Source organism: Rhodococcus sp. 06-418-5 (assembly GCF_002258285.1).
Classification (GTDB): Bacteria; Actinomycetota; Actinomycetes; order Mycobacteriales; family Mycobacteriaceae; genus Rhodococcoides.
In genome coordinates this window covers 586,156-610,862 of sequence record NZ_NOYE01000012.1, presented here as the reverse complement: position 1 = coordinate 610,862, position 24,707 = coordinate 586,156, and the positions used below count along the sequence as shown (strand labels likewise).

Genomic DNA, 24,707 nt, shown 5'->3' with positions numbered 1-24,707 from the left:
CGTCGGGTGACGCTCGCTCAGGAGAGAAGCTGGGCGAGCGTCTGCCAGCCGAGGACCGAGTCGACGGCCAGGCCGCAGAACACCAGTGCCAGGTATTCGTTGGAGAGGATGAACAGCTTCAGTGGCTTGACCGGAGTTCCCGCTCGCACGCCTGCGTACAGGCGGTGTGCGACGACGAGAAACCACACTCCCGACGCCACGGCGACGGCCGCGTAGACGATGCCCGAGCCCGGTGCCAACGCAAGTGTTGCGGCAACGGTGGCCCACGCATACAGCACGATGTGCTTGGTGACCTTCGTCTCCGACGCGACCGCAGGCAGCATCGGTACGTTGGCCGCCTGGTAGTCCTCCTTGTAGCGGAGCATGAGCGCCCAGGTGTGCGGCGGCGTCCACAGGAAGATGACCAGGAACATCACCAGCGCTTGCCACCCGATCGTGCCGGTCACAGCGGACCAGCCGATCATCACCGGCATGCAACCGGCCGCGCCACCCCACACCACGTTCTGCGAGGTGCGCCGCTTGAGCACCAGTGTGTAGACGAAGATGTAGAAGCAGATGGTGACGACGGCGAGCACACCGCTGAGCAGATTCGTGGTGGCCCACAGCCAGAAGAACGAGAACACACCGAGTACGAGCCCGAAGATCAGCGCGTGCGAGACGGGCATGGCACCGCGGGCGAGCGGGCGCTTCTCGGTGCGCTTCATCACCTTGTCGATGTCTGCGTCGACCACCATGTTCAGCGTGTTGGCACTGGCAGCGGCCAGCATTCCGCCGAAGAGGGTGGTGAGGATCAGCCACGGATCGACGTTTCCCCGGTCGGCCAGCAACATCGCCGGAATGGTCGTAACGAGGAGGAGTTCGATGACCCGGGGCTTCGTGAGCGCGACATACGCAAGAAAGAGTGCGAATGCTCTACGTGGGGCGGACGTCGCCGGCGCGGCCTGCGTCGGCTCACCTGTCTCGTCTGCTCCGAATCCGGGGCCGCCGGCGAAACCGTGTCCGCCCGGCTGCTGCCCAATTCGCACTGCGTCTCCTCGCACGACTGTCGTTCTCTGGCGCTCGGCCACTTGCTCACGCGCCACCGGCACGCGGGTTGTCTCTCGACGGCGACACTTCGGCGCCTGCGCGCACGCGCAACTCCGCGACCACAACCGCGGGAGCCGACGACCGTGCGCCTACTACGACCGATGGTAGACGGCGGGGTTTGCACCTCCAATTCGCAGGGCACCCAAAGTGAGGAATACGTCGCCTACGAGTAACCCGCGCGCAATCGCCCGGGGGAAGGCACGACAGTAGGGTCGGACAGAACTAGGCTGGTGGAGGACGTCCTTCGGCACCGACCACATGCGTGCTCCACCCAGGCGCATTGCAGTCGCCGCCGGGCGACGATTCCCCGGAGCCACAACTCGAACGAATGTCAGGAGATTTCTGCTCGTGTCGATCACAGACGATATTGACGTCCTCACCACGGCGCACCACCCGAGCGACTGGACGGACCTGGACACCCGAGCGGTCGACACCGTTCGTGTTCTGGCAGCGGACGCAGTGCAGAAGGTCGGCAACGGCCACCCCGGAACCGCGATGAGCCTGGCTCCCCTCGCCTACACCCTCTTTCAGCGCACCATGCGTCACGACCCCACCGACACGCACTGGATCGGCCGCGACCGGTTCGTGCTCTCGTGCGGGCACTCGAGCCTGACTCTCTACCTGCAGCTGTACTTGGGCGGCTTCGGTCTCGAGCTCGCCGACATCGAGGCACTGCGCACCTACAAGTCGAAGACTCCCGGACACCCCGAGTTCCGCCACACCGACGGCGTCGAGATCACCACCGGCCCGCTCGGTCAGGGACTCGCCTCCGCCGTGGGCATGGCCATGGCGGCGCGGCGCGAGCGCGGTCTGTTCGATCCCGAGCCCGCACTCGGTGAGAGCCCGTTCGATCACTACATCTACGTGATCGCCTCCGACGGAGACATCGAAGAAGGCGTGACGTCCGAGGCGTCGTCGTTGGCCGGTACTCAGCAGCTCGGCAACCTGATCCTGTTCTACGACGACAACAAGATCTCCATCGAGCACTCCACCGACATCGCTCTCTCCGAGAACACGGCCGCGCGCTACGAGGCCTACGGCTGGCACGTACAGGTGGTCGAAGGCGGCGAGAACGTCACCGCGATCGAAGAAGCCGTCGAGGCTGCCAAGGCCGTCACCGACAAGCCGTCGATCATCGTGCTGCGTACCATCATCGGCTTCCCGGCCCCCACCATGATGAACACCGGCGCAGTCCACGGTGCCGCACTGGGCGACGAGGAGATCGCGAAGGTCAAGCAGGCCCTCGATTTCGACCCGGCCAAGACGTTCGAGGTCACCGACGAGGTCATCGGCCACACCCGCAAGCTGCAGGAGCGCGGCCGCAAGGCCCACGCCGAGTGGACCGTCCAGTTCGACGCCTGGGCCGCCCGCGAGCCCGAGCGCAAGAAACTGCTGGACCGCCTCACCCAGGGCACGTTGCCCGAGAACTGGACCGACGTTCTGCCCACCTGGGAGCCCGGCAGCAAGGCCGTCGCCACGCGTGCCGCGTCCGGTGAGGTTCTCAACGCCGTCGGACCTGTTCTCCCGGAGCTGTGGGGCGGCTCGGCCGACCTCGCAGGCAGCAACAACACGACGATCAAGGGTGCGAAGTCCTTCGGCCCCACGTCCATCTCCACCGACGACTGGGACGCCGAGCCGTACGGCCGCACCCTGCACTTCGGTATCCGTGAGCATGCGATGGGCGCGATTCTGTCGGGCATCGTGATGCACGGCCCGACCCGTGCATACGGCGGAACGTTCATGCAGTTCAGCGATTACATGCGGCCTGCGGTCCGGCTCGCGTCACTCATGGACATCGACCCCATCTACGTGTGGACCCACGATTCCATCGGCCTCGGTGAGGACGGCCCGACGCACCAGCCGGTCGAGCATCTCGCCGCGCTGCGGGCCATCCCCAACCTCTCGGTGGTACGCCCCGGCGACGCCAACGAAACCGCGTTCGCATGGCAGGCAGTGCTGGCCAGGTCCAGCAGCAGCGGACCCGTCGGCCTTGCGCTGACGCGTCAGGGCATCCCGATTCTCGAGGGCACCAGCTACGAGGGCGTCTCCAAGGGCGGATACATCCTCGTCGAGTCGTCCGAGGCGACCCCCGACGTCGTGCTGATCGGCACCGGTTCCGAGCTGCAGTACGCCGTGGAGGCACAGAAGCAGCTCGAGGCGCAGGGCATCGCCGCCCGCGTCGTCTCGATGCCGTGCGTCGAGTGGTTCGAGAGCCAGGATCAGAACTACCGCGACCAGGTGATCCCGCCCACCGTCAAGGCCCGGGTGTCGATCGAAGCCGGCATCGCGATGCCGTGGTGGAAGATCGTCGGCGGCTTCGGCGAGATCATCTCGCTCGAGCACTACGGCGAATCTGCCGACGCTGCAACACTTTTCCGCGAGTTCGGCTTCACGGCCGAGGCCGTCACGGCAGCCGCACAGCGCTCCATCACCAATGTGAAGGGATAATTCATGACCCAGAACAAGAATCTTGCAGAACTCTCCGCCGCCGGAATCTCGGTATGGCTGGACGACCTGTCCCGTGATCGCATTCGCTCGGGCAACCTCCAGGACCTCATCGACACGAAAAGTGTCGTCGGAGTGACCACCAACCCGTCGATCTTCCAGGCGGCCCTGAGCAAGGGCGAGGCGTACGACGAGCAGGTGAACAAGCTCGCCGGTGAAGGTGCCGACGTCGAGACCACCATCCGCACGGTCACCACGGACGACGTTCGTGAGGCCTGCGACATCCTGATGCCACAGTACGAGGCAAGTGCAGGCGTCGACGGCCGCGTGTCCATCGAGGTCGATCCGCGCGTGGCACACGACGCCGACAAGACGTACGAGCAGGCCGTCGAGCTGTGGAAGATCGTCGACCGTCCGAATCTGCTGATCAAGATCCCGGCGACCGAGGAGGGGATTCCCGCTATCGCCAAGGTGATCGGCGAGGGCATCAGCGTCAACGTCACGCTCATCTTCTCCGTCGAACGCTACGAGCTGGTGATGAACGCCTACCTCGACGGTCTGGAGAAGGCGCGTGCGGCCGGCCACGACCTCGACAAGATCCACTCGGTCGCGTCGTTCTTCGTCTCCCGCGTCGACAGCGAGATCGATTCCCGTCTCGATGCGATCGGTACCCCCGATGCCGAGGCACTCAAGGGCAAGGCCGCTCTGGCCAACGCTCGTCTGGCGTACGTGGCATACCAGCAGATCTTCGAGGTGGCCCCTCGGTTCCGCGAGCTCGTCGGCAGTGGCGCACGCCCGCAGCGTCCGTTGTGGGCGTCGACCGGCGTGAAGTCCGACGCCTACCCCGACACCATGTACGTCACCGAGCTCGTCTCACCGAACACGGTGAACACGATGCCGGAGAAGACCATGGACGCGGTTGCCGATCACGGCGAGATCGTCGGCGACACCGTCTCGGGCAAGGGACCGGAATCGCAGGAGATCTTCGACCGCATCTCGGCACTCGGGATCGACATCACCGACGTCTTCCTGACGTTGGAGAACGAAGGCGTCCAGAAGTTCGAGGCGGCCTGGAACGAGTTGCTCGAAGCCACCGGCGAGCAGCTTCGCCAAGCAGGTCAGAAGAGCTGACCGACTGTGCCCACCGCAGAAACCGAACCTCTCCACTCCGCGGACTGGGTCAACCCACTCCGCGACGCGCGGGACAAGCGGCTCCCCCGCATAGCGGGCCCGTGCAGCATGGTCATCTTCGGAGTGACCGGCGATCTCGCGCGTAAGAAGCTCATGCCTGCGGTGTACGACCTGGCGAACCGGGGGCTTCTACCCCCCGGTTTCGCCTTGGTCGGCTTCGCCCGTCGGGAATGGCAGAACCAGGACTTCGCGAAGATCGTGCACGATTCCGTGCGCGATCACGCGCGCACTGCGTTCAGCGAGGAGGTCTGGAACACCCTCGCCGAAGGATTCCGGTTCGTCCAGGGCACGTTCGACGACGACGCAGCGTTCGACGAGTTGTCGCGGACACTGACCGAACTCGACGAGACCCGCGGCACCGGCGGCAATCATGCCTTCTACCTGTCCATTCCGCCCAGCGCCTTTCCCGTCGTTCTCGAGCAGCTGTCTCGGTCCGGTCTGGCGCAGGGCGAGGACGGCAATTGGCGACGTGTGGTGATCGAGAAGCCGTTCGGCCACGACCTGCAGAGCGCGAAAGAGCTCAATGCCGTCGTCAACCGAGTGTTCCCCGAGGACACCGTGTTTCGCATCGATCACTACCTGGGCAAGGAGACGGTGCAGAACATCCTCGCACTGCGCTTCGCGAACCAGTTGTTCGATCCGATCTGGAATGCGCACTACGTCGACCACGTTCAGATCACGATGGCCGAGGACATCGGTTTGGGTGGTCGCGCAGGGTATTACGACGGAATCGGTGCCGCCCGCGACGTCATCCAGAACCACCTTCTGCAGCTCCTCGCCATCACCGCGATGGAGGAGCCGGTCAGCTTCAACCCCAAGGAGCTGCAGTCGGAGAAGATCAAGGTGCTCTCGGCGACCAAACTCGCCGAGCCACTCGATCGAACATCGGCGCGCGGTCAGTACACCGCGGGGTGGCAGGGCAGCCAGAAAGTGAAGGGGCTCAAGGAGGAAGAAGGGTTCGACTCCGAGTCGAACACCGAAACCTACGCCGCCATCACCCTCGAGGTGGATACGCGGCGATGGGGTGGGGTGCCCTTCTATCTCCGTACCGGCAAGGCACTCGGGCGCCGAGTCACCGAGATCGCGATGGTGTTCAAACGCGCCCCGCACCTGCCGTTCGACGCCACGATGACCGAGGAACTCGGTCAGAATGCGTTGGTGATCCGAGTCCAGCCCGACGAGGGCGTGACGATGCGGTTCGGCTCCAAGGTGCCGGGTTCGAGCATGCAGGTGCGCGACGTCAGCATGGACTTCAGCTACGGCCAGGCGTTCACCGAATCCTCCCCCGAGGCCTACGAACGACTCATCCTCGACGTGCTGCTCGGCGAGCCGTCGTTGTTCCCGGTCAATGCCGAGGTGGAACTGTCGTGGAAGATCCTCGATCCGATCTTGGAGTTCTGGGCCTCCGGCGGCACCGCGGAACCGTACGAAGCCGGTACCTGGGGGCCCTCCTCGGGTGACGAGATGATGCACCGCACCGGACGCGAATGGAGAAGACCGTGATTGTCGACATCCCCGCCACGACGACGGCCGAGGTCGGCAAGAAGTTGGTGGAGGTGCGCGAAGCAGGCGGTGCGGTGACCATCGGCCGAGTGCTGACTCTGATCGTGGCCAGCCGTGATCCGGCCAAGGCCGAACGAGCGATCGACGCGGCGAACGAGGCGAGCCGTGAGCATCCGTGCCGCGTCATCGTGCTCATCCACGGAGATCGGTCGGCCGAGTCGAGCCTCGACGCGCAGATCCGGGTGGGCGGCGACGCCGGTGCATCGGAGGTCGTCGTGTTGCGCCTGAACGGCGAACTCGCCGACCACGAACACAGTGTCGTCATCCCGTTCCTGCTGCCCGATACCCCGATCGTGGCCTGGTGGCCGGACGAGGCACCGACCGTTCCGGCGAAGGATCCGTTGGGGCGCTTGGCGATTCGACGCATCACCGATGCCACGAACTCCCCCGACACCACCGCGACGATCAAGGGACGGCTCAGCAGCTACACCGAGGGCGACACCGATCTCTCCTGGAGTCGCATCACGTACTGGCGTGGCCTGTTGGCCACCGCGCTCGACCAGGCTCCGTTCGAGGCTGTCGTCTCGGCCACGGTGTCGGGACTGGCCGAGGAGCCCGCACTCGACATCCTTGCCGGTTGGCTGGCCGCGAAGCTGGACGTGCCGGTCCACCGCCGTGCGGGTGAGCTGAAAGTCGAGCTGATCCGGGAGAACAGCAGCATCTCGCTGACGCGACCGCAGACCGGTAAGACCGCAACCCTGCGGCGTACCGGTCAGCCCGACGCCGAAGTCGCACTGGCGCGGCGCAACACGCGCGAGTGCCTCGCCGAGGAACTGCGCAGACTCGACACGGACGAGATCTACGAACTCGCCTTGAACGGACTGTCGAAAGTGAGCTATGAGTAAGACATCGGTACTCCAGTACCTGGACGCGCAAGCCCTTGTCGACGCAGCGCGATCGCGCTTCGTCGACGTGATCACCGCCGCGCAGGCCGAGCGAGGATCTGCGTCGGTGGTGCTGACCGGCGGTGGCACCGGAATCGCATTGCTGGAGGCGCTGCGTACGGACTCCGGCTCGATCGACTGGGGCAGAGTGGACGTCTACTTCGGTGACGAACGCTTCCTGCCCTCGGGCGATCCCGAGCGCAACGAAGTTCAGGCCTCGGATGCGCTGCTCGATCACGTCGATGTCCATCCGGATCGGGTGTTCCGGATGGCCGCATCCGACGGACCACACGGAAGCGACCCCGAAGTTGCCGCGGCAACGTACGCACAGATCCTGCATTCCGGATCCGAAGGCGAGCCGACGCCTCGGTTCGACGTCCATCTGCTCGGCATGGGCGGCGAAGGCCACATCAATTCACTTTTCCCCCACACCGATGCAGTGCGCGAACAGCACCGCTTCGTCGTGGCGGTCGAAGACTCCCCCAAGCCCCCACCGGTGCGCATCACACTGACGCTGCCTGCGGTCCGCCGCGCGCAGCACGTGTGGTTGCTCGTCTCGGGAGCGAACAAGGCCGATGCCGTCGCTGCTGCGGTGGGCGGGGCCGATCCCGACGACGTCCCGTCGGCCGGAGCACTGGGCACCGAATCCACGGTCTGGTTCCTCGATACCGGCGCAGCGTCCAAGCTGGACACGGTGTGAGAGCCCGGAGCTAGTCCGGTTCGACTGCGTCGGGGTCACGTCCCGGCCACGCATCGTCGTAGTCGCCGACGCACCGAACACGTCCTGATGTCGAGCGATCGATCCGCCTACCGTTCGCACGGTAGGCGGATCCGTCGCGCCAGGCATCGGTGTCGTTGCTGCACTGCCTCATACCTCGTTGGACGCTTCTCGCCGCCGACCGGTTCCGCGCCCCTCGTGCGGGTCAGCCGCTGTTACGCAGTGCCGTCGCGAGACCGTTCATCGTCAGCAGGATTCCTCGCTTGACGCGTTCGTCGTCGTCCCCGTTTCGGTAGCGCCGGAGCATCTCGACCTGCATCTGATTGAGCGGCTCGAGGTACGGGAATCGGTTGTGCACGGAGCGTTCGAGAGACGGATTGTCTTCGAGCAGTCGACTGTGACCGGTGATCTTCAGGTACATCCGCACCGTCGTGGCGTGCTCGGCCTCGATCATGCCGAAGATCCGAGCCCGGAGATCGGCGTCGGGAACCAACTCGGCGTAGCGAGCCGCGATGCCCAGATCGGACTTGGCCATGACCTGCGCGAGGTTGGACAGAACCGTCTGGAAGAACGGCCACTTCCGGTAGAGGTCGGTCAGCACCTCGAGCCTGGAATCGTCGTCGCCGACCCACTCCTCGAACGCCGATCCCGTTCCGTACCACCCGGGCAACATCACGCGGCACTGACTCCACGACATCACCCAGGGAATGGCACGCAGGTCGTACACCGAGTTGGTCGGCTTCCGCGATGCCGGACGGGAGCCGATGTTCAGCTCCCCTACCTCGGCAACGGGAGTCGACGTTCGGAAGTACTCGACGAAACCTGGCTCCTCGTGCACCAGACGGCCGTACGCTGCACGTGCCTTGGCGGCCAGATCGTCCAGAATGTCGTACGCGGCTTCGGCACCGTCCCCGAGGCCCTCGACGTCGAGCAGAGTCGATTCGAGAGTTCCGGCAACCAGGGACTCGAGGTTTCGTCGCGCCAAGGACGGCTCCGCGTACTTCGCTGCGATGATCTCGCCCTGCTCGGTCAGACGCAGGGATCCCTGCACCACACCGGGCGGCTGCGCCAGGATCGCGTCGTAGCTCGGACCGCCGCCGCGGCCGACCGTGCCACCGCGACCGTGGAAGAGCCGCAACCGGATCCCCGTCTTGCGCGATGCCTCGAGTAGATCCAACTCGGCGCGATACAGCGCCCAGTTGGCCGCGAGGTATCCACCGTCCTTGTTCGAGTCGGAGTACCCGAGCATGACTTCCTGGTTCATGCCGCGACCGGCGACCAGCGCGCGGTAGATCGGAACGTCGAGCGTGGCCAGCAGAGTCGCCGCGCCCTGCTGGAGGTCCTCGATGGTCTCGAACAGCGGAACGACACCGACGGTCGAGGTCGGTGCCGAACCGTCGGTGCCGGGGTCGAAGATGCCTGCCTCCTTGAGCAGCAACGCCGCTTCGAGCATGTCGCTGACCGACTGGCACATGCTGATGATGTAGTTCTGGATGGTGTCGGGGCCCAGGTGGTCGATGGCCTCCTTGGCCGCCCTGACGATGCCCAGTTCCTTCGTCGCGAGCTCACTGAGCTGCGCGTTGGGGCCGACGAGCGGCCGCCTGGTCGCGAGTTCCCGCGACAGCACCGACACCCGCTCGTCCTCGCCGAGGGACACGTAGTCGGGGTGAACACCGGCCCAGGCCAGCAGCTCGGCGACCACCTCTTCGTGGGTCTCGGAGTTCTGCCGCATGTCCAACGCCTGCAGATGGAATCCGAACGTCTCGACCGATTGTCGAAGCCGGAGCAGTCGATCGTCTGCGATCAACGCTTCACCGTCCGCACGAAGTGCCCGGTCGATGATGTCGAGGTCGTCGAGGATGTCCTGCGGGCCGTCGTACTTCTGCGCTCCGAGGTCGATGCCGGAGACCGGTACGGCGTCGAGCACCGCCTCGGCGGTGGCGGTGAGCCGAGCCCGGATGCCGACCACCGCGACCCGATACGGTTCGTCCGATCGGCGATCGTCCGGTTCGGCCGATGCGCCGGCCAGAGCCGCGAGCTCCTCGGTGACATCCACCAGGCGCGCGGACATCGACAGTTCCTTCTCCAGCGCGACCAGCTCGTCCAGGTAGTGCTCGAACGCGACGTAACCCGCCTGATGTGTCGCAGTGTGCACCACGTCGGCGGTGACGTTCGGATTGCCGTCGCGGTCGCCGCCGATCCAGGAACCGGGGCGAAGGATGGGGCGCGGAAGTAGATCGTCCTCGGGCCACCGTGCGCGCAGCGCGGCACGCACATCCGCATTGAGGGCAGGCATGACGTCGAACAGAGACGACTCGAAGTAACGGAGGCCGACCTCGATCTCGTCCTGAATCCGCAACCGCGACAACCGAATCAGAGCTGTCTCCCACAGGGTCAGTACCTGCCTGCGGATCTGCACGTCGATGGCGGCCAGTTCCTTGGCCGCGCGGGCGGCCTTGCCCTCGACCGCCGCAGCGGCAACATCGCGGCGACGCATCAGCTCGGTGATCTTCGATTGCACGTCGAAGATGGTCCGTCGACGTGTCTCGGTGGGGTGCGCTGTGATCACCGGGGCGACCAACGCGTCGGTGAGAGCGGCTGCCACCTGCTCGCGCGACGGTGCCGCGGCATCGATCTTGAGCCAGGTGGCGTCGAGGCTGCTGTCCTGCGGCGGATCCTGGCGGTCGAGGTGAATCGCGCGGCGACGTTCGCGGTGCAGGTCCTCGGCGAGATTGGCCAGCAGCGAGAAGTGACTGAACGCGCGAATGAGTGGAACTGCCTGTGCCACTTCCACATCGGTGTAACGTCCGACCGAATCGTCACGCTCGATCTCGGATCTGCGTACCGCGAAGGATTCGACGCGCGCTGCCTCGATCAGGTCGAAGACGTCCTCGCCCTCGTGCTCGCGAATGATCTCGCCCAAGATACCGCCGAGATAGCGGATGTCCTCACGGAGAGGCTCTGTCAACTCTCGACCCTGAGCTGTCGGTGGGACGAAGGCTGGGGAACCGACTGACTCGTAGGAGGATTCGCTCATCCACCCAGTATCGTCGCTCCGTCACCAACTCGCACTCGGAGCCGAATTCGATCAGGTGTACTTGATCTCCAGACCGATACCGAGGATGGCGATGAGCCAGATGATGCCGGTGAAGACCGTGAGGCGATCGAGATTCTTCTCGACGACGGTCGAACCGGAGAGGCTGGACTGCACTCCGCCACCGAACAGGCTGGACAATCCGCCGCCCTTGCCGCGATGCAGCAGGATCAGCAAGATCAGTGCCAGGCTGGTGATGACCAGCAGAATATCCAGAAACAGATCCATGTCCACCTCAAACTCGATTCGATGCCTTCAGCAGCCTACCTGGCCCCGTGAACGGCTTCGGACACCCCGCCGAGGCGAGGTGCCCGAAAACCGTTCGTCGTAGCGTTGCCGATCAGGGCAGGGGTCCTCCTGCAGCGATGGCCGACAACGTGGCGAACTCGTCGGCCTTGAGCGAAGCGCCACCGACCAGTGCGCCGTCGACATCGGGCTGACCGACGATCTCGCCGACGTTCTTGGCGTTGACCGATCCGCCGTAGAGTACGCGCACGCCCGCGGCGACCTCGCCCGAGGAGAGCGACTTCAACTCCTCGCGGATGGTGCCGCACACTTCCTGAGCGTCCGACGCGGACGCGACCCGGCCGGTTCCGATCGCCCACACCGGCTCGTAGGCGATGACGACCTTCGAGATGTCCTCGGCCGACAGTCCGTCGAGTGACCCGCGGAGCTGCGCGACGTTGTAGGCCACGTGCTCGCCCGCCTCGCGGATGTTCAGACCCTCGCCGATGCACACGATCGGAGTCAGTCCGTTCTTCAGCGCCGCCTTCGTCTTGGCGAGAACGACGGCGTCGTCCTCGTTGTGCAACGTGCGTCGTTCGGAGTGACCGACGACGACGAAGGTGCACCCCAGCTTGGCCAGCATCGATCCGCTGATCTCGCCGGTGAACGCACCCTTGTCCTCGGACGAGACGTCCTGCGCACCGTAGGTGAGCAGGAGCTTGTCGCCCTCGACCAGAGTCTGGACGCTCCGGATGTCGGTGAACGGCGGGATCACCGTGACATCGACCTTGTCGAAGTACTTCTCGGGCAACGAGAATGCGATCTTCTGCACCAGCGAGATGGCCTCGAGGTGGTTGAGGTTCATCTTCCAGTTGCCCGCGATGAGCGGCTTACGTGCCATGCGTTACGCCTCCAGGACGGATAGGCCGGGGAGCTGCTTGCCTTCGAGGTATTCGAGGGATGCACCGCCGCCGGTGGAGATGTGCGAAAAGCCGTCGTCGGGCAGTCCGAGGGTGCGCACCGCAGCCGCGGAGTCGCCGCCACCGACGACGCTGAACGCGCCCTTCTCGGTGGCTTTGATGATCGCTTCCGCGATGCCCTTGGTGCCGGCCGAGAACTTGTCGAACTCGAACACTCCTGCCGGTCCGTTCCAGAAGACGGTCTTCGCATTCGAGAGCACGACAGCGAAACGACTGACCGAGTCGGGTCCGATGTCCAGGCCCATCCAGCCGTCCGGAATTTCGGACGCCTTGACGGTCTTCGCCTCGGCGTCCGCCGCGAACTTGTCTCCGACGACGATGTCGACGGGCAGGTGGATCACGTCGCCGAAGCGCTCGAGCAGGTCCTTGCAGACCCCAATCTGATCCTCCTGCAGCAACGAGTTGCCGACCGAATATCCCTGCGCGGCAAGGAAGGTGAACGCCATGCCGCCGCCGATCACGAGGGTGTCGACCTTGGGGGCCAACGCCTCGATGACGCCGAGCTTGTCCGAGACCTTGGAGCCGCCGAGCACAACCGCGTACGGACGCGCAGCGTCCTCGGTGAGCTTGGCCAGTACCTCGACCTCGGCAGCGACGAGGGTGCCCGCGTAATGGGGCAGCAGCTGCGCCACGTCGTAGACCGACGCCTGCTTGCGGTGCACGACGCCGAATCCGTCGGAAACGAACGCCGCGTCGTCGCCGGCCAGAGCCACCAGCTCGCGGGCCAGGGCAGCTCGCTCGGACTCGTCCTTGCTGGTCTCGCGCGGATCGAAGCGAATGTTCTCGAGCAGCAGCACGTCGCCGTCCGTCAGACCCTCGGCGCGAGCCTCGGCGTCCTGACCCACGACGTCGCCCGCGAGCTGAACATGGCGTCCGAGCAGCTCGCCGAGTTTCGCGGCGACCGGAGCCAGGCTGTACTTCGCGTCGGGCTTACCGTCGGGACGACCGAGATGCGCGGTGACGATGACCTTGGCACCGGCCTCGACCAGTGCCGCGAGAGTCGGGATCGACGCCTGGATACGGCCGGGATCGGTGATCGTGCCGTCCTCGAGCGGGACATTGAAGTCCGATCGCACGAGGACGCCACGGCCTTCGACACCGGCATCGAGCAGATCCTGCAGTGTCTTGACAGCCATCGGTGTCAGAGGGACTTGCCGACGAGACCGATGAGGTCGGCGAGGCGGTTGGAGTAGCCCCACTCGTTGTCGTACCAGGAGACGATCTTGACCTGGTCGTCGATGACCTTCGTCAGCGGCGCGTCGAAGATCGACGAGTGCGGGTCGGTGACGATGTCCGAGGACACGATGGGATCGGTGTTGTACTTCAGGATGCCCTTCAGCGGTCCCTCGGCAGCAGCCTTCATCGCAGCGTTGATGTCGTCGGCGGAGGCCGACTTCTTCAGCAGCGCGGTCAGGTCGGTGACCGAGCCGGTGGGGATCGGAACCCGGAGCGCGTAGCCGTCGAGCTTGCCCAGCAGCTGCGGGAGCACCAGGCCGATGGCCTTGGCTGCGCCGGTGCCGGTCGGCACGACGTTCAGAGCCGCAGCGCGAGCGCGACGCAGATCGCTGTGCGGGCCGTCCTGCAGGTTCTGATCCTGTGTGTACGCGTGGATCGTGGTCATCAGTCCCGAGACGATGCCGAACTCATCGTCGAGAACCTTGGCGATGGGGCCGAGGCAGTTGGTGGTGCACGACGCGTTGGAGATGATGTTCTGGCTGCCGTCGTACTTGTCGTCGTTGACGCCCATCACGATGGTGATGTCCTCGCCCTTGGCGGGCGCGGAGATGATGACCTTCTTCGCACCGGCGTCGATGTGACCCTGGGCCTTCGCAGCGTCGGTGAAGATGCCGGTGGACTCGACGACGACGTCGACACCCAGGTCACCCCACGGAAGTGCGGACGGGCCCTCGCGCAGCGACAGTGCCTTGATCTTCTGGCCACCGACGACGATGGTGTCTTCGCCCTCGAGCGAGACATCGTGCGGCAAACGGCCCAGGATCGAGTCGTACTTGAGCAGGTGTGCGAGCGATGCGTTGTCGGTCAGGTCGTTGACAGCAACGATTTCGATGTCGGTGGTACCGAGCGCCTTCTGCGCGTCGACAGCCCTGAAGAAGTTACGCCCGATGCGGCCGAAGCCGTTGACGCCTACCCGGATCGTCACTGTTCGCTCCTAAAAGTTGTGAAAACAGATGTCTGATTGTGCCTGCGTGCGGGGTGCCACACGCGGTTCCCACCCTAGTGTGCGCGCAGGCAGAGCGCGCGCATCACGTGATCGGGCCGATCACGCCTCGTCGAGCAGCTCGGCGGTGACCGCGGACTCGGTGTCGGGAATTCCGGTTTCCTTGGCCTTCCGATCGGCCATGGACAGCAGGCGTCGAATTCGGCCGGCCACGGCGTCCTTGGTCATCGGAGGGTCGGCCAACTGGCCCAGTTCCTCGAGTGACGCCTGCCGATGCTGGACTCGGAGCGATCCGGCTGCGGCCAGATGGTCCGGCACGTCGTCGCCGAGGATGTGCAGGGCGCGCTCGACTCTCGCTGCGGCGGCGACGGCGGCCCTGGCCGAGCGGCGCAGGTTGGCGTCGTCGAAGTTGGCGAGCCGGTTCGCAGTGGCTCTGACCTCGCGTCGCATGCGTCGTTCTTCCCAGATCAACCGGGTGTCCTGTGCTCCCATGCGGGTGAGCAGGGCTCCGATGGCCTCGCCGTCGCGGACGACCACTCGATCGGTGCCGCGGACCTCACGAGCCTTCGCGGCCACTCCGAGGCGGCGGGCGGCTCCGACGAGCGCGAGCGCCGCCTCCGGTCCGGGGCAGCTGATCTCCAGGGCCGAGGACCTACCCGGTTCGGTGAGGGAGCCGTGCGCCAGAAATGCGCCCCGCCATGCCGCCTCGGAATCCCCCACCGTGCCGCCGACGACCTGTGCGGGGAGGCCGCGAACCGGGCGTCCCCGCAGATCCAGCAGGCCGGTCTGGCGGGCCAGCGCTTCGCCGTCCTTGGCCACTCGGACCACGTACCGCGAGGTCTTGCGTAGCCCGCCTGCGCCGAGCATGTGCACGTCGGAGGAGTAGCCGTACAGCTCGAAGATCTCCCGCCGCAGCCGTCTCGCAATGGACCCGAGGTCCACCTCGGCTTCGACCACCACCCGGCCCGCCACGATGTGCAGTCCACCGGCGAATCGCAGCAGTGCGGACACCTCGGCCTTGCGGCAACTGACCTGGCTGACGGTCAGCCTGCTCAGCTCGTCCTTGACCTCCGCTGTCATGGCCACGAAGTGATCCCCTCTCTGCGTGCGGCAGTCGGTGCGGTGCCGCCGGTGGGCGACACGATGGAGCCGAGAGCCGCGGCAAGCTTGCCGTAATGATGTGCGTGGGTGCCGTTTTCGGCAACGTCGACGTAGACGACCTCGGCACCGAGCCGGGCCGCAGCCCGCGCCACGTGCTCGCGGTTGCTGCCTTCCGGGACCGAGGCGGAATCGACCAACACGTAGTCGATTCCCAAATCCGGTGCGTGTTGGGAGAGTACGTGGACATGGCGCTCGGCGGAGAATCCGGTGGTCTCACCGAGTTCGGGGGCCAGGTTCAGCACCAGTACCTTCGGCGCGCTCGTACGAGCCAGCGCGGTGAGCTGATCCGGCACCAGTACGTGCGGGATCACGCTGGAGAACCACGATCCCGGTCCGAGCACCACGAGGTCAGCCTTCTCGATCGCAGCGAGTGCATCCGCGGACGCCGGCGGTTCGGGTGGAAGCAGCCGAACGCGGCGAACCTTGCCGGGAGTCGTCGCCACCGCCACCTGTCCGCGAATGACGCGGCTCACGCGCGGATCGTCCTCGAGACCGGAGACGTCGGCCTCGATGTCGAGTGCGATCGGCGACATCGGAAGCACTCGTCCGTCGATTCCGAGCATCCGCACCATCTCGTCCAGTGCGGCGATCGGGTCGCCCAGTACCTCGGTGAGGCCGGCGAGGATGAGGTTGCCCACCGAGTGCCCGGCCAGCGCGCCCGTGCCACCGAAGCGGTGCTGGAGGACGTCGGTCCACAGCTGTGTTCGCTCGTCCGAGCGTGCCAGCGCGGCCAGCGCCATGCGCAGATCCCCGGGCGGAATGACGCCGAGCTCGGCCCGCAGACGTCCCGAGGATCCCCCGTCGTCGGCGACCGTGACGATGGCGGTGACGTCGTGACCGAGCAACCGGGCCGCCGACAGCGTTGCGTACAGGCCGTGACCGCCTCCGAGTGCGACGATCCTGGGGCCCGATACCGGTACTTCGGTGTCGACCTCGCTCATTCGCGACCCAGATCCCGATGCAGCACCCGCACCGACACATCACCCTGATCGGCGAGAATCGCGGCCAGTGCCTCGGTCATCGCAACACTTCGATGCTTCCCTCCGGTGCAGCCCACGGCCACCGTCATGTATCTCTTGCCTTCCCGCACGTATCCCTCGATCGTCAAATTCAGCAGATGCGTGTACGTCTGCAGGTAGTCGCGTGCCCCGTCCTGCCCCAGCACGTAATCCCGGACGTCCGCGTCCTGGCCGGTGTGTTCGCGCAGCTCCGGAACCCAATGGGGATTGGGCAGAAAGCGAACGTCGCAGACCAGGTCGGCGTCCATCGGCAGGCCGTACTTGAAGCCGAACGACTGCACGGTGACCCCGACGCCGGTGGTGTCGGACTCGCCGAACACCGTCTCGATCTTGCGCCGCAGTTGATGCACCGACAGGGATGTGGTGTCCACGGTCAGATCCGCGGCCGCCTTGACCTGGGCGAGTCGCAACCGTTCGGCGGTGATGCCCTCGGTCAAGGTTCCGTCCTGACCGTCGTTCTGCAGAGGATGGCTGCGCCGGTTGGACTCGAATCGACGGATCAACACGGCGTCGGACGCGTCGAGGAAGAGCACTCTGTTGCGCACGCCCTTGGAATCGAGTTCTTTGACCACCCACCCCAGATCGCCGGTGAACAGGCGACTTCGAACGTCCATCACCAGCGCCAGTCGCTCGATTCTGGGCTTGGACTCGCGGCCGAGATCGACCATCTTGGAGATGAGCTCCGGCGGGAGGTTGTCGGCGACGTACCAGCCGAGATCCTCGAGAATCTTGGCCGCCGTGCGCAATCCTGCTCCGGAAACCCCGGTGACCAACGCCACTTCGATCTCGTCGTGCCGCGACTCCCCCGCGGAGGGCTGTTCGAGATGGTCTTCGGACGGTGGGTGTCTCTGTGTCTGGTGTTCGCTCACTACGAAGCCTGTCCCGCCGATTCCACGCGCGGTGCGATCGCATGTTCCGCCGTGTTCTCGCCCGATGTCGTTGCAGTTGCGCTGCCATCATCGCCTACATCGGCGTCGTCCGTGTCGGAACCCAGTGCGGCCAGCACCGACTTGGCTGTGGTCTCTCCGATCCCGGGCACCTCGACGATCTCCGCGACCGTCGCGCGTTTGAGGTTGGCGACGGAACCGAAGTGTGCCACCAGTGCCGTTCGACGCGACTCGCCGAGTCCGCGGACCGAATCCAGAGCCGAGGCCGTCATGCGTCGCGATCGCTTGCTGCGATGGAACGTGATCGCGAACCGGTGCGCTTCGTCGCGGACCCGTTGGAGCAGGTAGAGCGACTCGCTCGTACGCGGAAGGATCACCGGATCCTCCTCCCCCGGAACCCATACCTCCTCCAGCCGCTTCGCCAGACCGACCACGGCCACGTCGGTCACGCCGAGCTCGTCCAGCACGGCCGCGGCAGCGGCCACCTGAGGGGCACCGCCGTCGACGACGAACAGATTGGGTGGATACGCGAATTTGCGCGGTCTGCCGGTCTGTGGATCCAACGCCGCTTCGGGGGCGAGATCGCCTCCGGTCCCCTCGGCCGAACCGTCCGCGGAGTGCCGTAGGAACCGGCGACGGGTCACCTCGGCGATGCTCGCCACGTCGTCGGAGTGCCCGTCGCCTGCGGCTTCCTTGATCGCGTAGTGGCGGTAGTCGCTCTTGCGGGGCAATCCGTCCTCGAAGACGACGAGCGAGGCCACCACATCGGTTCCCTGCACGTGGGAGATATCGATGCACTCGATGCGCAGCGGTGCCGAGTCCAGATCGAGTGCCTCCTGAATACCCTGCAGCGCAGCCGATCTCGATGTGAAGTCGCCCGCGCGCTTGAGCTTGTGCTGCTGCAGGGCTTCCTTGGCGTTGCGTTCGACGGTCTCGGCCAACGCCTTCTTGTCGCCGCGCTGGGGAACACGCAGAGTCACGTTCGAGCCCCTGAGTTCACTGAGCCAGGCCTGAACCTCGTCGGCGTTGTCCGGCAGGACCGGAACCAGCACTTCCCTCGGGACAGCGTTGGCACCACCGTCGTCACCGCCCGGTGCCTGTGCGGACAGGGCGGCCTGCTCGCCGTAGAACTGCGTCAGGAACTGCTCGACCAGAGCGGGCAGATCGGCCTCGTCCTGGCGTTCGATCACCTCTCCTGCCTTCTCCACCACCCAGCCGCGTTGCCCCCGCACGCGGCCGCCTCGGACGTGGAAGACCTGAACGGCAGCTTCGAGGGCGTCGGTGGCGAAGGCGACGAGATCGGCGTCGGTGCCGTCGCCGAGCACCACCGCCTGCTTCTCCAATGCCCGACGCAGCGCACCGACGTCGTCTCGCAGACGTGCGGCGGTCTCGAAATCCAGGTCCTCGGATGCAGCCTGCATCTTCTTCTCGAGCTGACGCACGAGCTTGTCCGTCTTTCCGGCCAAGAAGTCACAGAAATCCTCGACGGTCGCCCGATGCTCCTCGGCGCTGACCCGTCCGACGCACGGTGCCGAGCACTTGTCGATGTAGCCCAGCAGGCAGGGCCGGCCGATCTGATTGTGGCGCTTGAACACTCCGGTCGAGCACGTGCGCGCGGGAAATACTCGCAGCAACAGATCCAGCGTCTCGCGAATGGCCCACGCGTGCGCGTAGGGGCCGAAATAGCGGACACCCTTGCGCCGGGGTCCGCGGTAGACGAACAACCGAGGAAACTCCTCGTTCATCGTCACCGCGAGCATCGGATAGCTCTTGTCGTCGCGGTAGCGGACGTTGAACCGTGGATCGAATTCCTTGATCCAGTTGTACTCGAGCTGGAGGGCCTCGACTTCGGTGGTCACCACGGTCCACTCCACCGATGCCGCGGTGGTGACCATCTGGCGCGTACGGGGATGCAGCGAGGCTATGTCTGCGAAGTAGGAATTGAGTCGACTGCGGAGGCTCTTGGCCTTTCCCACGTAGACGACGCGGCCGTGCGGATCGCGAAATTTGTACACCCCCGGCTCCACCGGGATGGTTCCGGTGGCCGGGCGGTAGGTAGCGGGGTCGGACACGGCATCCACGTTAGCCGTCGGGTCCGACGTTCTCCGCATCCGCAGCTCAGCCGCGGTGCGGAGGTAGGACGTCAGTCCCGATCGACCGGGATGTCCGGAACGGAGGCGGCGGGCGCGTAGGTGCGTTCGAGCGTGCGGAACTTTCGTACGGCTGCGACCGCATGCTCACGATCGTTGGACTGGATGGCCATCACGTTGATGAACTCGTCGTCGGGAATGTCGATCCTGGCCCACATCGCTCCTTCGGGGAAGGACAGACCACGCACCAGATCCCATTCGATCAGACGCTCCGACAACAGGTTCCGCACCGCGACACCTGCAGGCCCGACGCGAATGCGCGGGCGCGTCAGCACGAGCGCCAGGCCTCCCAGAAGAAGTCCGATACCTGCCATCGCCAGTTGGTCCGCGGTTCTGAAGTACACCCCGGTCGGCGAGACCCTCAGCAGGACGGCCACGGTCGAATGCGCCACCACGAGCAACACCGCCGTCGCGACGGCGTAGCGAGCCGACTTGCGCGACTTCACCACCATGTCCCACTCGGCGGACGGTGCGCTGCCGGTCACGTGAACTCCTGATTCGTCCAGGGTTGGCGTAGGTGTTTGAGAGTCAGCGCTGTGTCGATCGCGGCCGCCGTGGCCTGCGCGCCCTTGTCCTCGAACGAACCGGGCAACCCTGCGCGATCGAGCGCCTGCTGCTCGTCGTTGGTGGTGAGCACGCCGTTGGTGACCGGAGTGCCCTCGTCGAGCGAGACGCGCGTCAGCCCGGCCGTGACGGCGTCGCATACGTACTCGAAATGCGGTGTGCCACCGCGGATGACGACGCCGAGTGCGACGACGGCGTCGTGGTTGCGGGCCAACGCCTGCGCGACGACGGGCAGTTCGATGGCTCCGGCCACACGGATGACCGTGACGTCCTCGATCCCGGCCGACTCGGCTTTGCGAAGTGCACCGTCGAGCAATGCCTGAGAGATCTTCTGGTGCCACTGACCGGCGACGATCGCCAGTTTGAGATCACTGGCGCCTGCGAGCTGCAGGGTGGGTTCGCCTTCGCCGCTCATGAGGTAGCCCCGTTCTCGGATGCGGGAGTGGAGCCTGCGGAACGACCGTTCTCGTACTCGTCCAACCCGGTGAGGTCGTGGCCCATCCGGTCGCGTTTGGTGCGCAGGTAGGTGAGGTTCTCGGCGTTGGCGCGCAACGGCATCGGCACTCGTTCGGTGACGTGCAGACCGTAGCCGTCGAGTCCCACTCGCTTGGCGGGGTTGTTGGTCAGCAGCCGCATCGACGAGACGCCGAGGTCGACGAGGATCTGAGCACCGATTCCGTAGTCACGGGAGTCGGCCGGGAGGCCCAGTTGCAGGTTGGCGTCGACGGTGTCGGAGCCTGCGTCCTGCAGCTGGTAGGCCTGGAGCTTGTGCAGCAGACCGATTCCGCGACCTTCGTGTCCGCGCATGTACAACACGATGCCGCGTTCCTCGGCGGCGACCATCTCCAGGGCCGCGTCCAACTGTGGTCCGCAGTCGCAGCGCAGTGATCCGAACACGTCGCCGGTGAGGCATTCGGAGTGCACTCGGACGAGCACGTCGTTGCCGTCTCCGTCGGGGCCCGCGATGTCGCCCCGGACGAGCGCGACGTGCTCGACCTCGTCGTAGATGCTCTGGTAGCCGACGGCGCGGAAGGTGCCGTGGCCGGTGGGGATCCGGGCGTCGGCGACGCGGACGACGTGCTTCTCGTGCTTGCGACGCCAGGCGATGAGGTCGGCGATGGAGATGAGGGCGAGGTCGTGCTCGTCGGCGAAGACGCGCAGTTCGTCGGTCTGGGCCATCGCGCCCTCGTCCTTCTGGCTGACGATTTCGCAGATGACGCCTGCAGGCCGCAGGTCTGCCATGCGGGCGAGGTCGACGGCGGCTTCGGTGTGGCCGGGGCGACGCAGCACTCCGCCGTCCTTGGCGCGCAGCGGTACGACGTGGCCCGGACGGGTGAAGTCGTTGGCCCCGGTGTCGGGGTCTGCGAGCAGTCGCATCGTGGCCGCCCGGTCGGAGGCGGAGATTCCGGTGCCGATGCCCTCGCGGGCGTCGACGGTGACGGTGTACGCGGTTCCGTGCTTGTCCTGATTGGTGGCGAACATCGGCGGCAGGCCCAGCCGGTCGCAGTCCTCACCGGAGAGTGGAACGCAGAGATAACCGGAGGTGTAGCGGACCATGAAGGCGACCAGTTCCGGGGTGGCCTTCTCGGCGGCGAAGATGAGGTCGCCTTCGTTCTCGCGGTCCTCGTCGTCGACGACCACCACTGCTTTGCCCGCAGCGATGTCCGCAACTGCGCGCTCGATACTGTCGAACCTGGTCACCACGGTGTGCTCCATACGTCTCGGGCCTGGCTCAGCGCCCTGGAAATTCTCCGATGCACCATCGATTGCGTGCATGTCAACAGTACTTACTGTGCGTCGATCGTCTGCAGCCGCTCCACGTACTTGGCGATGACGTCGACTTCGAGGTTGACCGGCGATCCGACCTCGGCCGTGCCGAGAGTGGTCAAGTCGAGGGTGGTGGGGATCAGGGAGATCTCGAACCAGTGCGCTCCGTCGTCGACGCCGAGTCCGGAGACGGTGAGCGAGACGCCGTCGACGGTGATCGAGCCCTTCTCCACGACGTAGCGCGCGACCGAGGTGGGCAGTGCGATGCGCACGACGGTCCAGTTCTCGGACGGCGATCGGCCGATGATCGTTCCGGTGCCGTCCACGTGACCCTGTACGAGGTGCCCGCCGAGACGGCTGCCGAGCGCGGCCGCACGTTCGAGGTTGACGCGGCTGCCCACGTCGAGGGCACCGAGGCTCGAGCGGTTCAGCGTTTCCTGCATCACGTCGGCGGTGAATCCGCCGTCGGGCAGCACCTCGACGACGGTCAGGCACACCCCGTTCACCGCGATGGAGTCGCCGTGGCCTGCATCGGAGGTCACCACCGGGCCCCGAACGGTGAACCGGGCGGCGTCGGGCAGTTCGTCCTTGGCGACGATCTCGCCGAGCTCTTCGACAATTCCGGTGAACATCTACTTCGCTCCTTCGGGCACGACGCCGATCAGAATGTCGTTGCCGATCATGGTGACTGTCTCCGTGCGGAACCGAATTGCGTCGGCAATTGTTCCGATGCCCGCATTCTCCACCGCTGTGGGCCCGCTGCCCAACACCGCCGGTGCGACGTACGCCACGACGCGGTCCACCAGGCCCGCAGCGAGGAATGCCCCGGCCAACGTCGGGCCGCCTTCGATCTGGATGTCGGTGTGCTCGCTGAGGGCGTCGATCACGGCCGCGGGGTCGTGTGTGTCGAGGAACACCGTGGGGGCGTCCGTCCCACGTATCGCTGCGGTCGACGGTATCGACCGCGATCCGACGACGACGCGCACGGGTTGGTGCGGCGCGAGGGTCCCGTCCGGACGTCGTGCGGTCAGTCGCGGGTCGTCGGCCAGCACGGTGCCGGTTCCGACGACGATGGCGTCGAGCTTGGCCCGCTCGGCATGGACGTGCGCCCGGGCCTGCGGTCCGGTGATCCACTGGCTCGTGCCGTCCGCCGCGGCGCTGCGTCCGTCGAGGGTGGCGGCATATTTCCACGTCACGTGCGGCCGACCGGTGCGTTGCTTGTGCAACCAGGCGCGCAGCGGCCCCTGCCGCACCGCGATCTCACCGATCCCCTGTTCGACGCGAATGCCCGCCGCGCGCAGGGCCGCCGCGCCGCCCGATGCGAGCGGATTCGGATCGGCGACGGCGTGCACGACCGCGGCGATGCCCGCGTCGATAAGGGCCTGTGAGCACGGTCCGGTGCGGCCGGTGTGGTTGCAGGGTTCGAGGGTCACCACCGCGGTGCCGCCGCGCGCTCGGTCACCGGCCTCGGCCAGCGCGACGATCTCTGCGTGCGGACCGCCGGGCGGACGCGTCGAGCCGATGCCGACGACGACGCCACCGGCATCGAGAATCACGGCACCGACCGCGGGATTGGGACTGCTGATGCCTCGGGCGGACTCGGATGCCTCGACGGCGAGGGCCATGGCGTCCGCGACGGACAGTGCTGCGCCCTGGCCGTTCATTACGACAGGTGGTGTGATGCGCGGGCGGCTCGGTCGCGTAGGTCGCGCACTGCGGCTGCGGGGTCGGCGGTGTTGTAGACGGCCGATCCGGCGACGAAGCAGTCGATTCCGGCCTCCGCGGCCTGCTCGATCGTGTCGGAGTTGATGCCACCGTCGATTTCCACGACCAGTCGCAGATCCCCGGAATCGACAAGTGCTCGAACGGCTTTCGCCTTCGCGAGTACCTCCGGCATGAACGACTGCCCACCGAAGCCCGGCTCGACGCTCATCACCAGCAGCGTGTCGAAGTCGCGCAGGATCTCGAGGTACGGCTCGATGGGTGTTCCCGGCTTGACGGACAGTCCGGCTTTGGCTCCCGCCGCCCGGATGTCGCGCGCAACCGCGGACGGGTCGTCGGTCGCTTCGGCGTGGAAGGTGACGTTGTACGCACCCGCCTCCGCGTACGGCGGTGCCCAGCGGGCCGGGTCCTCGATCATCAGGTGGCAGTCGAGCGGAATGTTCGTCGCCTTCAGCAAGCTCTCCACGACCGGCAGCCCCAGGGTGAGGTTGGGTACGAAGTGCGCGTCCATGACGTCGACGTGCAACCAGTCGGCTCCGGACACCGCCTCGGCTTCGGCGGCGAGCCGGGCGAAATCGGCGGACAGAATGGAGGGGGCGATCATCGGGGAAACCACGATTGACGAGCCTAGCCCAGCCGGTATCGTTCGCCCATGACCACCATGGATTCCGTGACAGCGGTGATCGCCGAGTTGCCCGAGGTCACCGAGAGTGTCCGGTACGGCCGTCCGGCGTGGTCGGTGGGCAAGAACGTGTTCGCGTGGGTCCGCCCGTTCAGCAAAGCCGATCTGAAGCGGTTCGGCAGCGAGATCCCGCCCAGCGGACCGATTCTCGCCGTCCGCACCGCCGATCTCAACGAGAAGGACGCGATTCTCGCCGCACACCCGCGGGCATGTTTCACCATCTCGCATTTCGACGGGTTCGCTGCCGTTCTGGTCGACCTCGACAACACCGAGGACGACGAACTGCGTGAACTGATCATCGACGGGTGGCTGGTCCACGCCCCGACAGACGTGGCCGAGACGTTCCTGGCCGGCAACTGATCACACCGCTTCCCGGTCACGACGGCTCAC

General features: G+C 66.0%; 22 protein-coding genes. 6 read left to right on the top strand and 16 right to left on the bottom strand.

Features of this window, described 5'->3' with window-relative positions; genetic code table 11:
- Positions 1-17: 17 nt before the first annotated feature.
- Entirely contained in the window at positions 18-1,025 is a 1,008-nt protein-coding gene (locus CH274_RS08555) for a heme o synthase (RefSeq protein ID WP_045199760.1), read from the bottom strand.
- A gap of 409 nt (positions 1,026-1,434) precedes the next feature.
- Between CH274_RS08555 and tkt the strand changes: the two genes are divergently transcribed.
- The 5 genes from tkt to pgl are packed head-to-tail and all read left to right on the top strand — an operon-like array spanning position 1,435 to position 7,869.
- On the top strand, positions 1,435-3,534 hold the full coding sequence (gene tkt, locus CH274_RS08550; RefSeq protein WP_094657134.1) for a transketolase: 2,100 nt from the start codon (positions 1,435-1,437) through the stop codon (positions 3,532-3,534).
- Between the two features lie 3 nt (positions 3,535-3,537).
- Positions 3,538-4,662, top strand: coding sequence for a transaldolase (gene tal, locus CH274_RS08545; protein ID WP_094630016.1), 1,125 nt, complete (start codon positions 3,538-3,540; stop codon positions 4,660-4,662).
- 6 nt (positions 4,663-4,668) lie between these two features.
- Positions 4,669-6,225, top strand: coding sequence for a glucose-6-phosphate dehydrogenase (zwf, locus tag CH274_RS08540; RefSeq protein WP_094657133.1), 1,557 nt, complete (start codon positions 4,669-4,671; stop codon positions 6,223-6,225).
- The gene (gene opcA / locus CH274_RS08535) at positions 6,222-7,130 is read left to right on the top strand and encodes a glucose-6-phosphate dehydrogenase assembly protein OpcA (protein ID WP_179275669.1); all 909 of its coding nucleotides are present in this window, start codon (positions 6,222-6,224) and stop codon (positions 7,128-7,130) included. Before zwf ends, opcA begins: the two co-directional genes overlap by 4 nt.
- The gene (gene pgl, locus CH274_RS08530) at positions 7,123-7,869 is read left to right on the top strand and encodes a 6-phosphogluconolactonase (protein ID WP_094657131.1); all 747 of its coding nucleotides are present in this window, start codon (positions 7,123-7,125) and stop codon (positions 7,867-7,869) included. The genes opcA and pgl overlap by 8 nt, the downstream gene beginning before the upstream one ends.
- A gap of 223 nt (positions 7,870-8,092) precedes the next feature.
- On the opposite strand, the gene ppc is transcribed toward pgl, so the two are convergent.
- The 15 genes from ppc to rpe all read right to left on the bottom strand — a co-directional run bounded on the left by ppc (position 8,093) and on the right by rpe (position 24,251).
- A complete protein-coding gene (gene ppc, locus CH274_RS08525; protein ID WP_094657130.1) occupies positions 8,093-10,924 on the bottom strand; it encodes a phosphoenolpyruvate carboxylase in 2,832 nt (943 codons plus the stop codon).
- A gap of 51 nt (positions 10,925-10,975) precedes the next feature.
- Positions 10,976-11,209 carry a preprotein translocase subunit SecG gene (secG, locus tag CH274_RS08520; RefSeq protein ID WP_032398009.1) on the bottom strand — a complete coding sequence of 78 codons (234 nt, stop codon included), beginning with the start codon at positions 11,207-11,209 and terminating at the stop codon, positions 10,976-10,978.
- 112 nt (positions 11,210-11,321) lie between these two features.
- Entirely contained in the window at positions 11,322-12,107 is a 786-nt protein-coding gene (gene tpiA / locus CH274_RS08515; RefSeq protein ID WP_094657129.1) for a triose-phosphate isomerase, read from the bottom strand.
- 3 nt (positions 12,108-12,110) lie between these two features.
- Positions 12,111-13,322, bottom strand: coding sequence for a phosphoglycerate kinase (locus CH274_RS08510; protein ID WP_094657128.1), 1,212 nt, complete (start codon positions 13,320-13,322; stop codon positions 12,111-12,113).
- A gap of 5 nt (positions 13,323-13,327) precedes the next feature.
- The gene (gene gap / locus CH274_RS08505) at positions 13,328-14,347 is read right to left on the bottom strand and encodes a type I glyceraldehyde-3-phosphate dehydrogenase (protein ID WP_032398006.1); all 1,020 of its coding nucleotides are present in this window, start codon (positions 14,345-14,347) and stop codon (positions 13,328-13,330) included.
- Positions 14,348-14,467: 120 nt separating this feature from the next.
- A complete protein-coding gene (gene whiA / locus CH274_RS08500; protein ID WP_032398005.1) occupies positions 14,468-15,451 on the bottom strand; it encodes a DNA-binding protein WhiA in 984 nt (327 codons plus the stop codon).
- Positions 15,442-16,467, bottom strand: a complete 1,026-nt coding sequence (locus CH274_RS08495; protein WP_032398004.1) for a gluconeogenesis factor YvcK family protein — start codon at positions 16,465-16,467, stop codon at positions 15,442-15,444. The genes whiA and CH274_RS08495 overlap by 10 nt, the downstream gene beginning before the upstream one ends.
- The gene (gene rapZ, locus CH274_RS08490) at positions 16,464-17,414 is read right to left on the bottom strand and encodes an RNase adapter RapZ (RefSeq protein ID WP_371828397.1); all 951 of its coding nucleotides are present in this window, start codon (positions 17,412-17,414) and stop codon (positions 16,464-16,466) included. The genes CH274_RS08495 and rapZ overlap by 4 nt, the downstream gene beginning before the upstream one ends.
- On the bottom strand, positions 17,414-19,504 hold the full coding sequence (gene uvrC / locus CH274_RS08485; RefSeq protein WP_094657283.1) for an excinuclease ABC subunit UvrC: 2,091 nt from the start codon (positions 19,502-19,504) through the stop codon (positions 17,414-17,416). Before uvrC ends, rapZ begins: the two co-directional genes overlap by 1 nt.
- A 71-nt stretch (positions 19,505-19,575) precedes the next feature.
- On the bottom strand, positions 19,576-20,034 hold the full coding sequence (locus CH274_RS08480) for a PH domain-containing protein (protein WP_094657282.1): 459 nt from the start codon (positions 20,032-20,034) through the stop codon (positions 19,576-19,578).
- A 29-nt stretch (positions 20,035-20,063) separates the two neighbouring features.
- Positions 20,064-20,561: a 6,7-dimethyl-8-ribityllumazine synthase gene (ribH, locus tag CH274_RS08475; RefSeq protein WP_032398003.1), complete on the bottom strand. Its 498-nt coding sequence runs from the start codon at positions 20,559-20,561 to the stop codon at positions 20,064-20,066.
- Complete coding sequence (locus CH274_RS08470) at positions 20,558-21,847, bottom strand: bifunctional 3,4-dihydroxy-2-butanone-4-phosphate synthase/GTP cyclohydrolase II (protein WP_052050500.1); 1,290 nt, start codon at positions 21,845-21,847, stop codon at positions 20,558-20,560. The genes ribH and CH274_RS08470 overlap by 4 nt, the downstream gene beginning before the upstream one ends.
- Positions 21,848-21,933: 86 nt before the next feature.
- Complete coding sequence (locus CH274_RS08465; protein ID WP_032398002.1) at positions 21,934-22,545, bottom strand: riboflavin synthase; 612 nt, start codon at positions 22,543-22,545, stop codon at positions 21,934-21,936.
- A complete protein-coding gene (ribD, locus tag CH274_RS08460; protein ID WP_094657127.1) occupies positions 22,546-23,577 on the bottom strand; it encodes a bifunctional diaminohydroxyphosphoribosylaminopyrimidine deaminase/5-amino-6-(5-phosphoribosylamino)uracil reductase RibD in 1,032 nt (343 codons plus the stop codon).
- Entirely contained in the window at positions 23,577-24,251 is a 675-nt protein-coding gene (rpe, locus tag CH274_RS08455; RefSeq protein WP_032398000.1) for a ribulose-phosphate 3-epimerase, read from the bottom strand. The genes ribD and rpe overlap by 1 nt, the downstream gene beginning before the upstream one ends.
- A 36-nt stretch (positions 24,252-24,287) precedes the next feature.
- Between rpe and CH274_RS08450 the strand changes: the two genes are divergently transcribed.
- On the top strand, positions 24,288-24,677 hold the full coding sequence (locus CH274_RS08450) for an MmcQ/YjbR family DNA-binding protein (RefSeq protein ID WP_094657126.1): 390 nt from the start codon (positions 24,288-24,290) through the stop codon (positions 24,675-24,677).
- Positions 24,678-24,707 lie beyond the last annotated feature (30 nt).

Coding starts and splice junctions, on each gene's coding strand:
- tal (WP_094630016.1), top strand. CDS start 3,538: ATGACCCAGAACAAGAATCTTGCAGAACTCTCCGCCGCCGGAATCTCG.
- pgl (WP_094657131.1), top strand. CDS start 7,123: ATGAGTAAGACATCGGTACTCCAGTACCTGGACGCGCAAGCCCTTGTC.
- ppc (WP_094657130.1), bottom strand. CDS start 10,924: ATGAGCGAATCCTCCTACGAGTCAGTCGGTTCCCCAGCCTTCGTCCCA.
- secG (WP_032398009.1), bottom strand. CDS start 11,209: ATGGATCTGTTTCTGGATATTCTGCTGGTCATCACCAGCCTGGCACTG.
- tpiA (WP_094657129.1), bottom strand. CDS start 12,107: ATGGCACGTAAGCCGCTCATCGCGGGCAACTGGAAGATGAACCTCAAC.
- CH274_RS08510 (WP_094657128.1), bottom strand. CDS start 13,322: ATGGCTGTCAAGACACTGCAGGATCTGCTCGATGCCGGTGTCGAAGGC.
- CH274_RS08495 (WP_032398004.1), bottom strand. CDS start 16,467: ATGAGCGAGGTCGACACCGAAGTACCGGTATCGGGCCCCAGGATCGTC.
- CH274_RS08480 (WP_094657282.1), bottom strand. CDS start 20,034: ATGGTGGTGAAGTCGCGCAAGTCGGCTCGCTACGCCGTCGCGACGGCG.
- ribH (WP_032398003.1), bottom strand. CDS start 20,561: ATGAGCGGCGAAGGCGAACCCACCCTGCAGCTCGCAGGCGCCAGTGAT.
- CH274_RS08465 (WP_032398002.1), bottom strand. CDS start 22,545: ATGTTCACCGGAATTGTCGAAGAGCTCGGCGAGATCGTCGCCAAGGAC.
- ribD (WP_094657127.1), bottom strand. CDS start 23,577: ATGAACGGCCAGGGCGCAGCACTGTCCGTCGCGGACGCCATGGCCCTC.
- CH274_RS08450 (WP_094657126.1), top strand. CDS start 24,288: ATGACCACCATGGATTCCGTGACAGCGGTGATCGCCGAGTTGCCCGAG.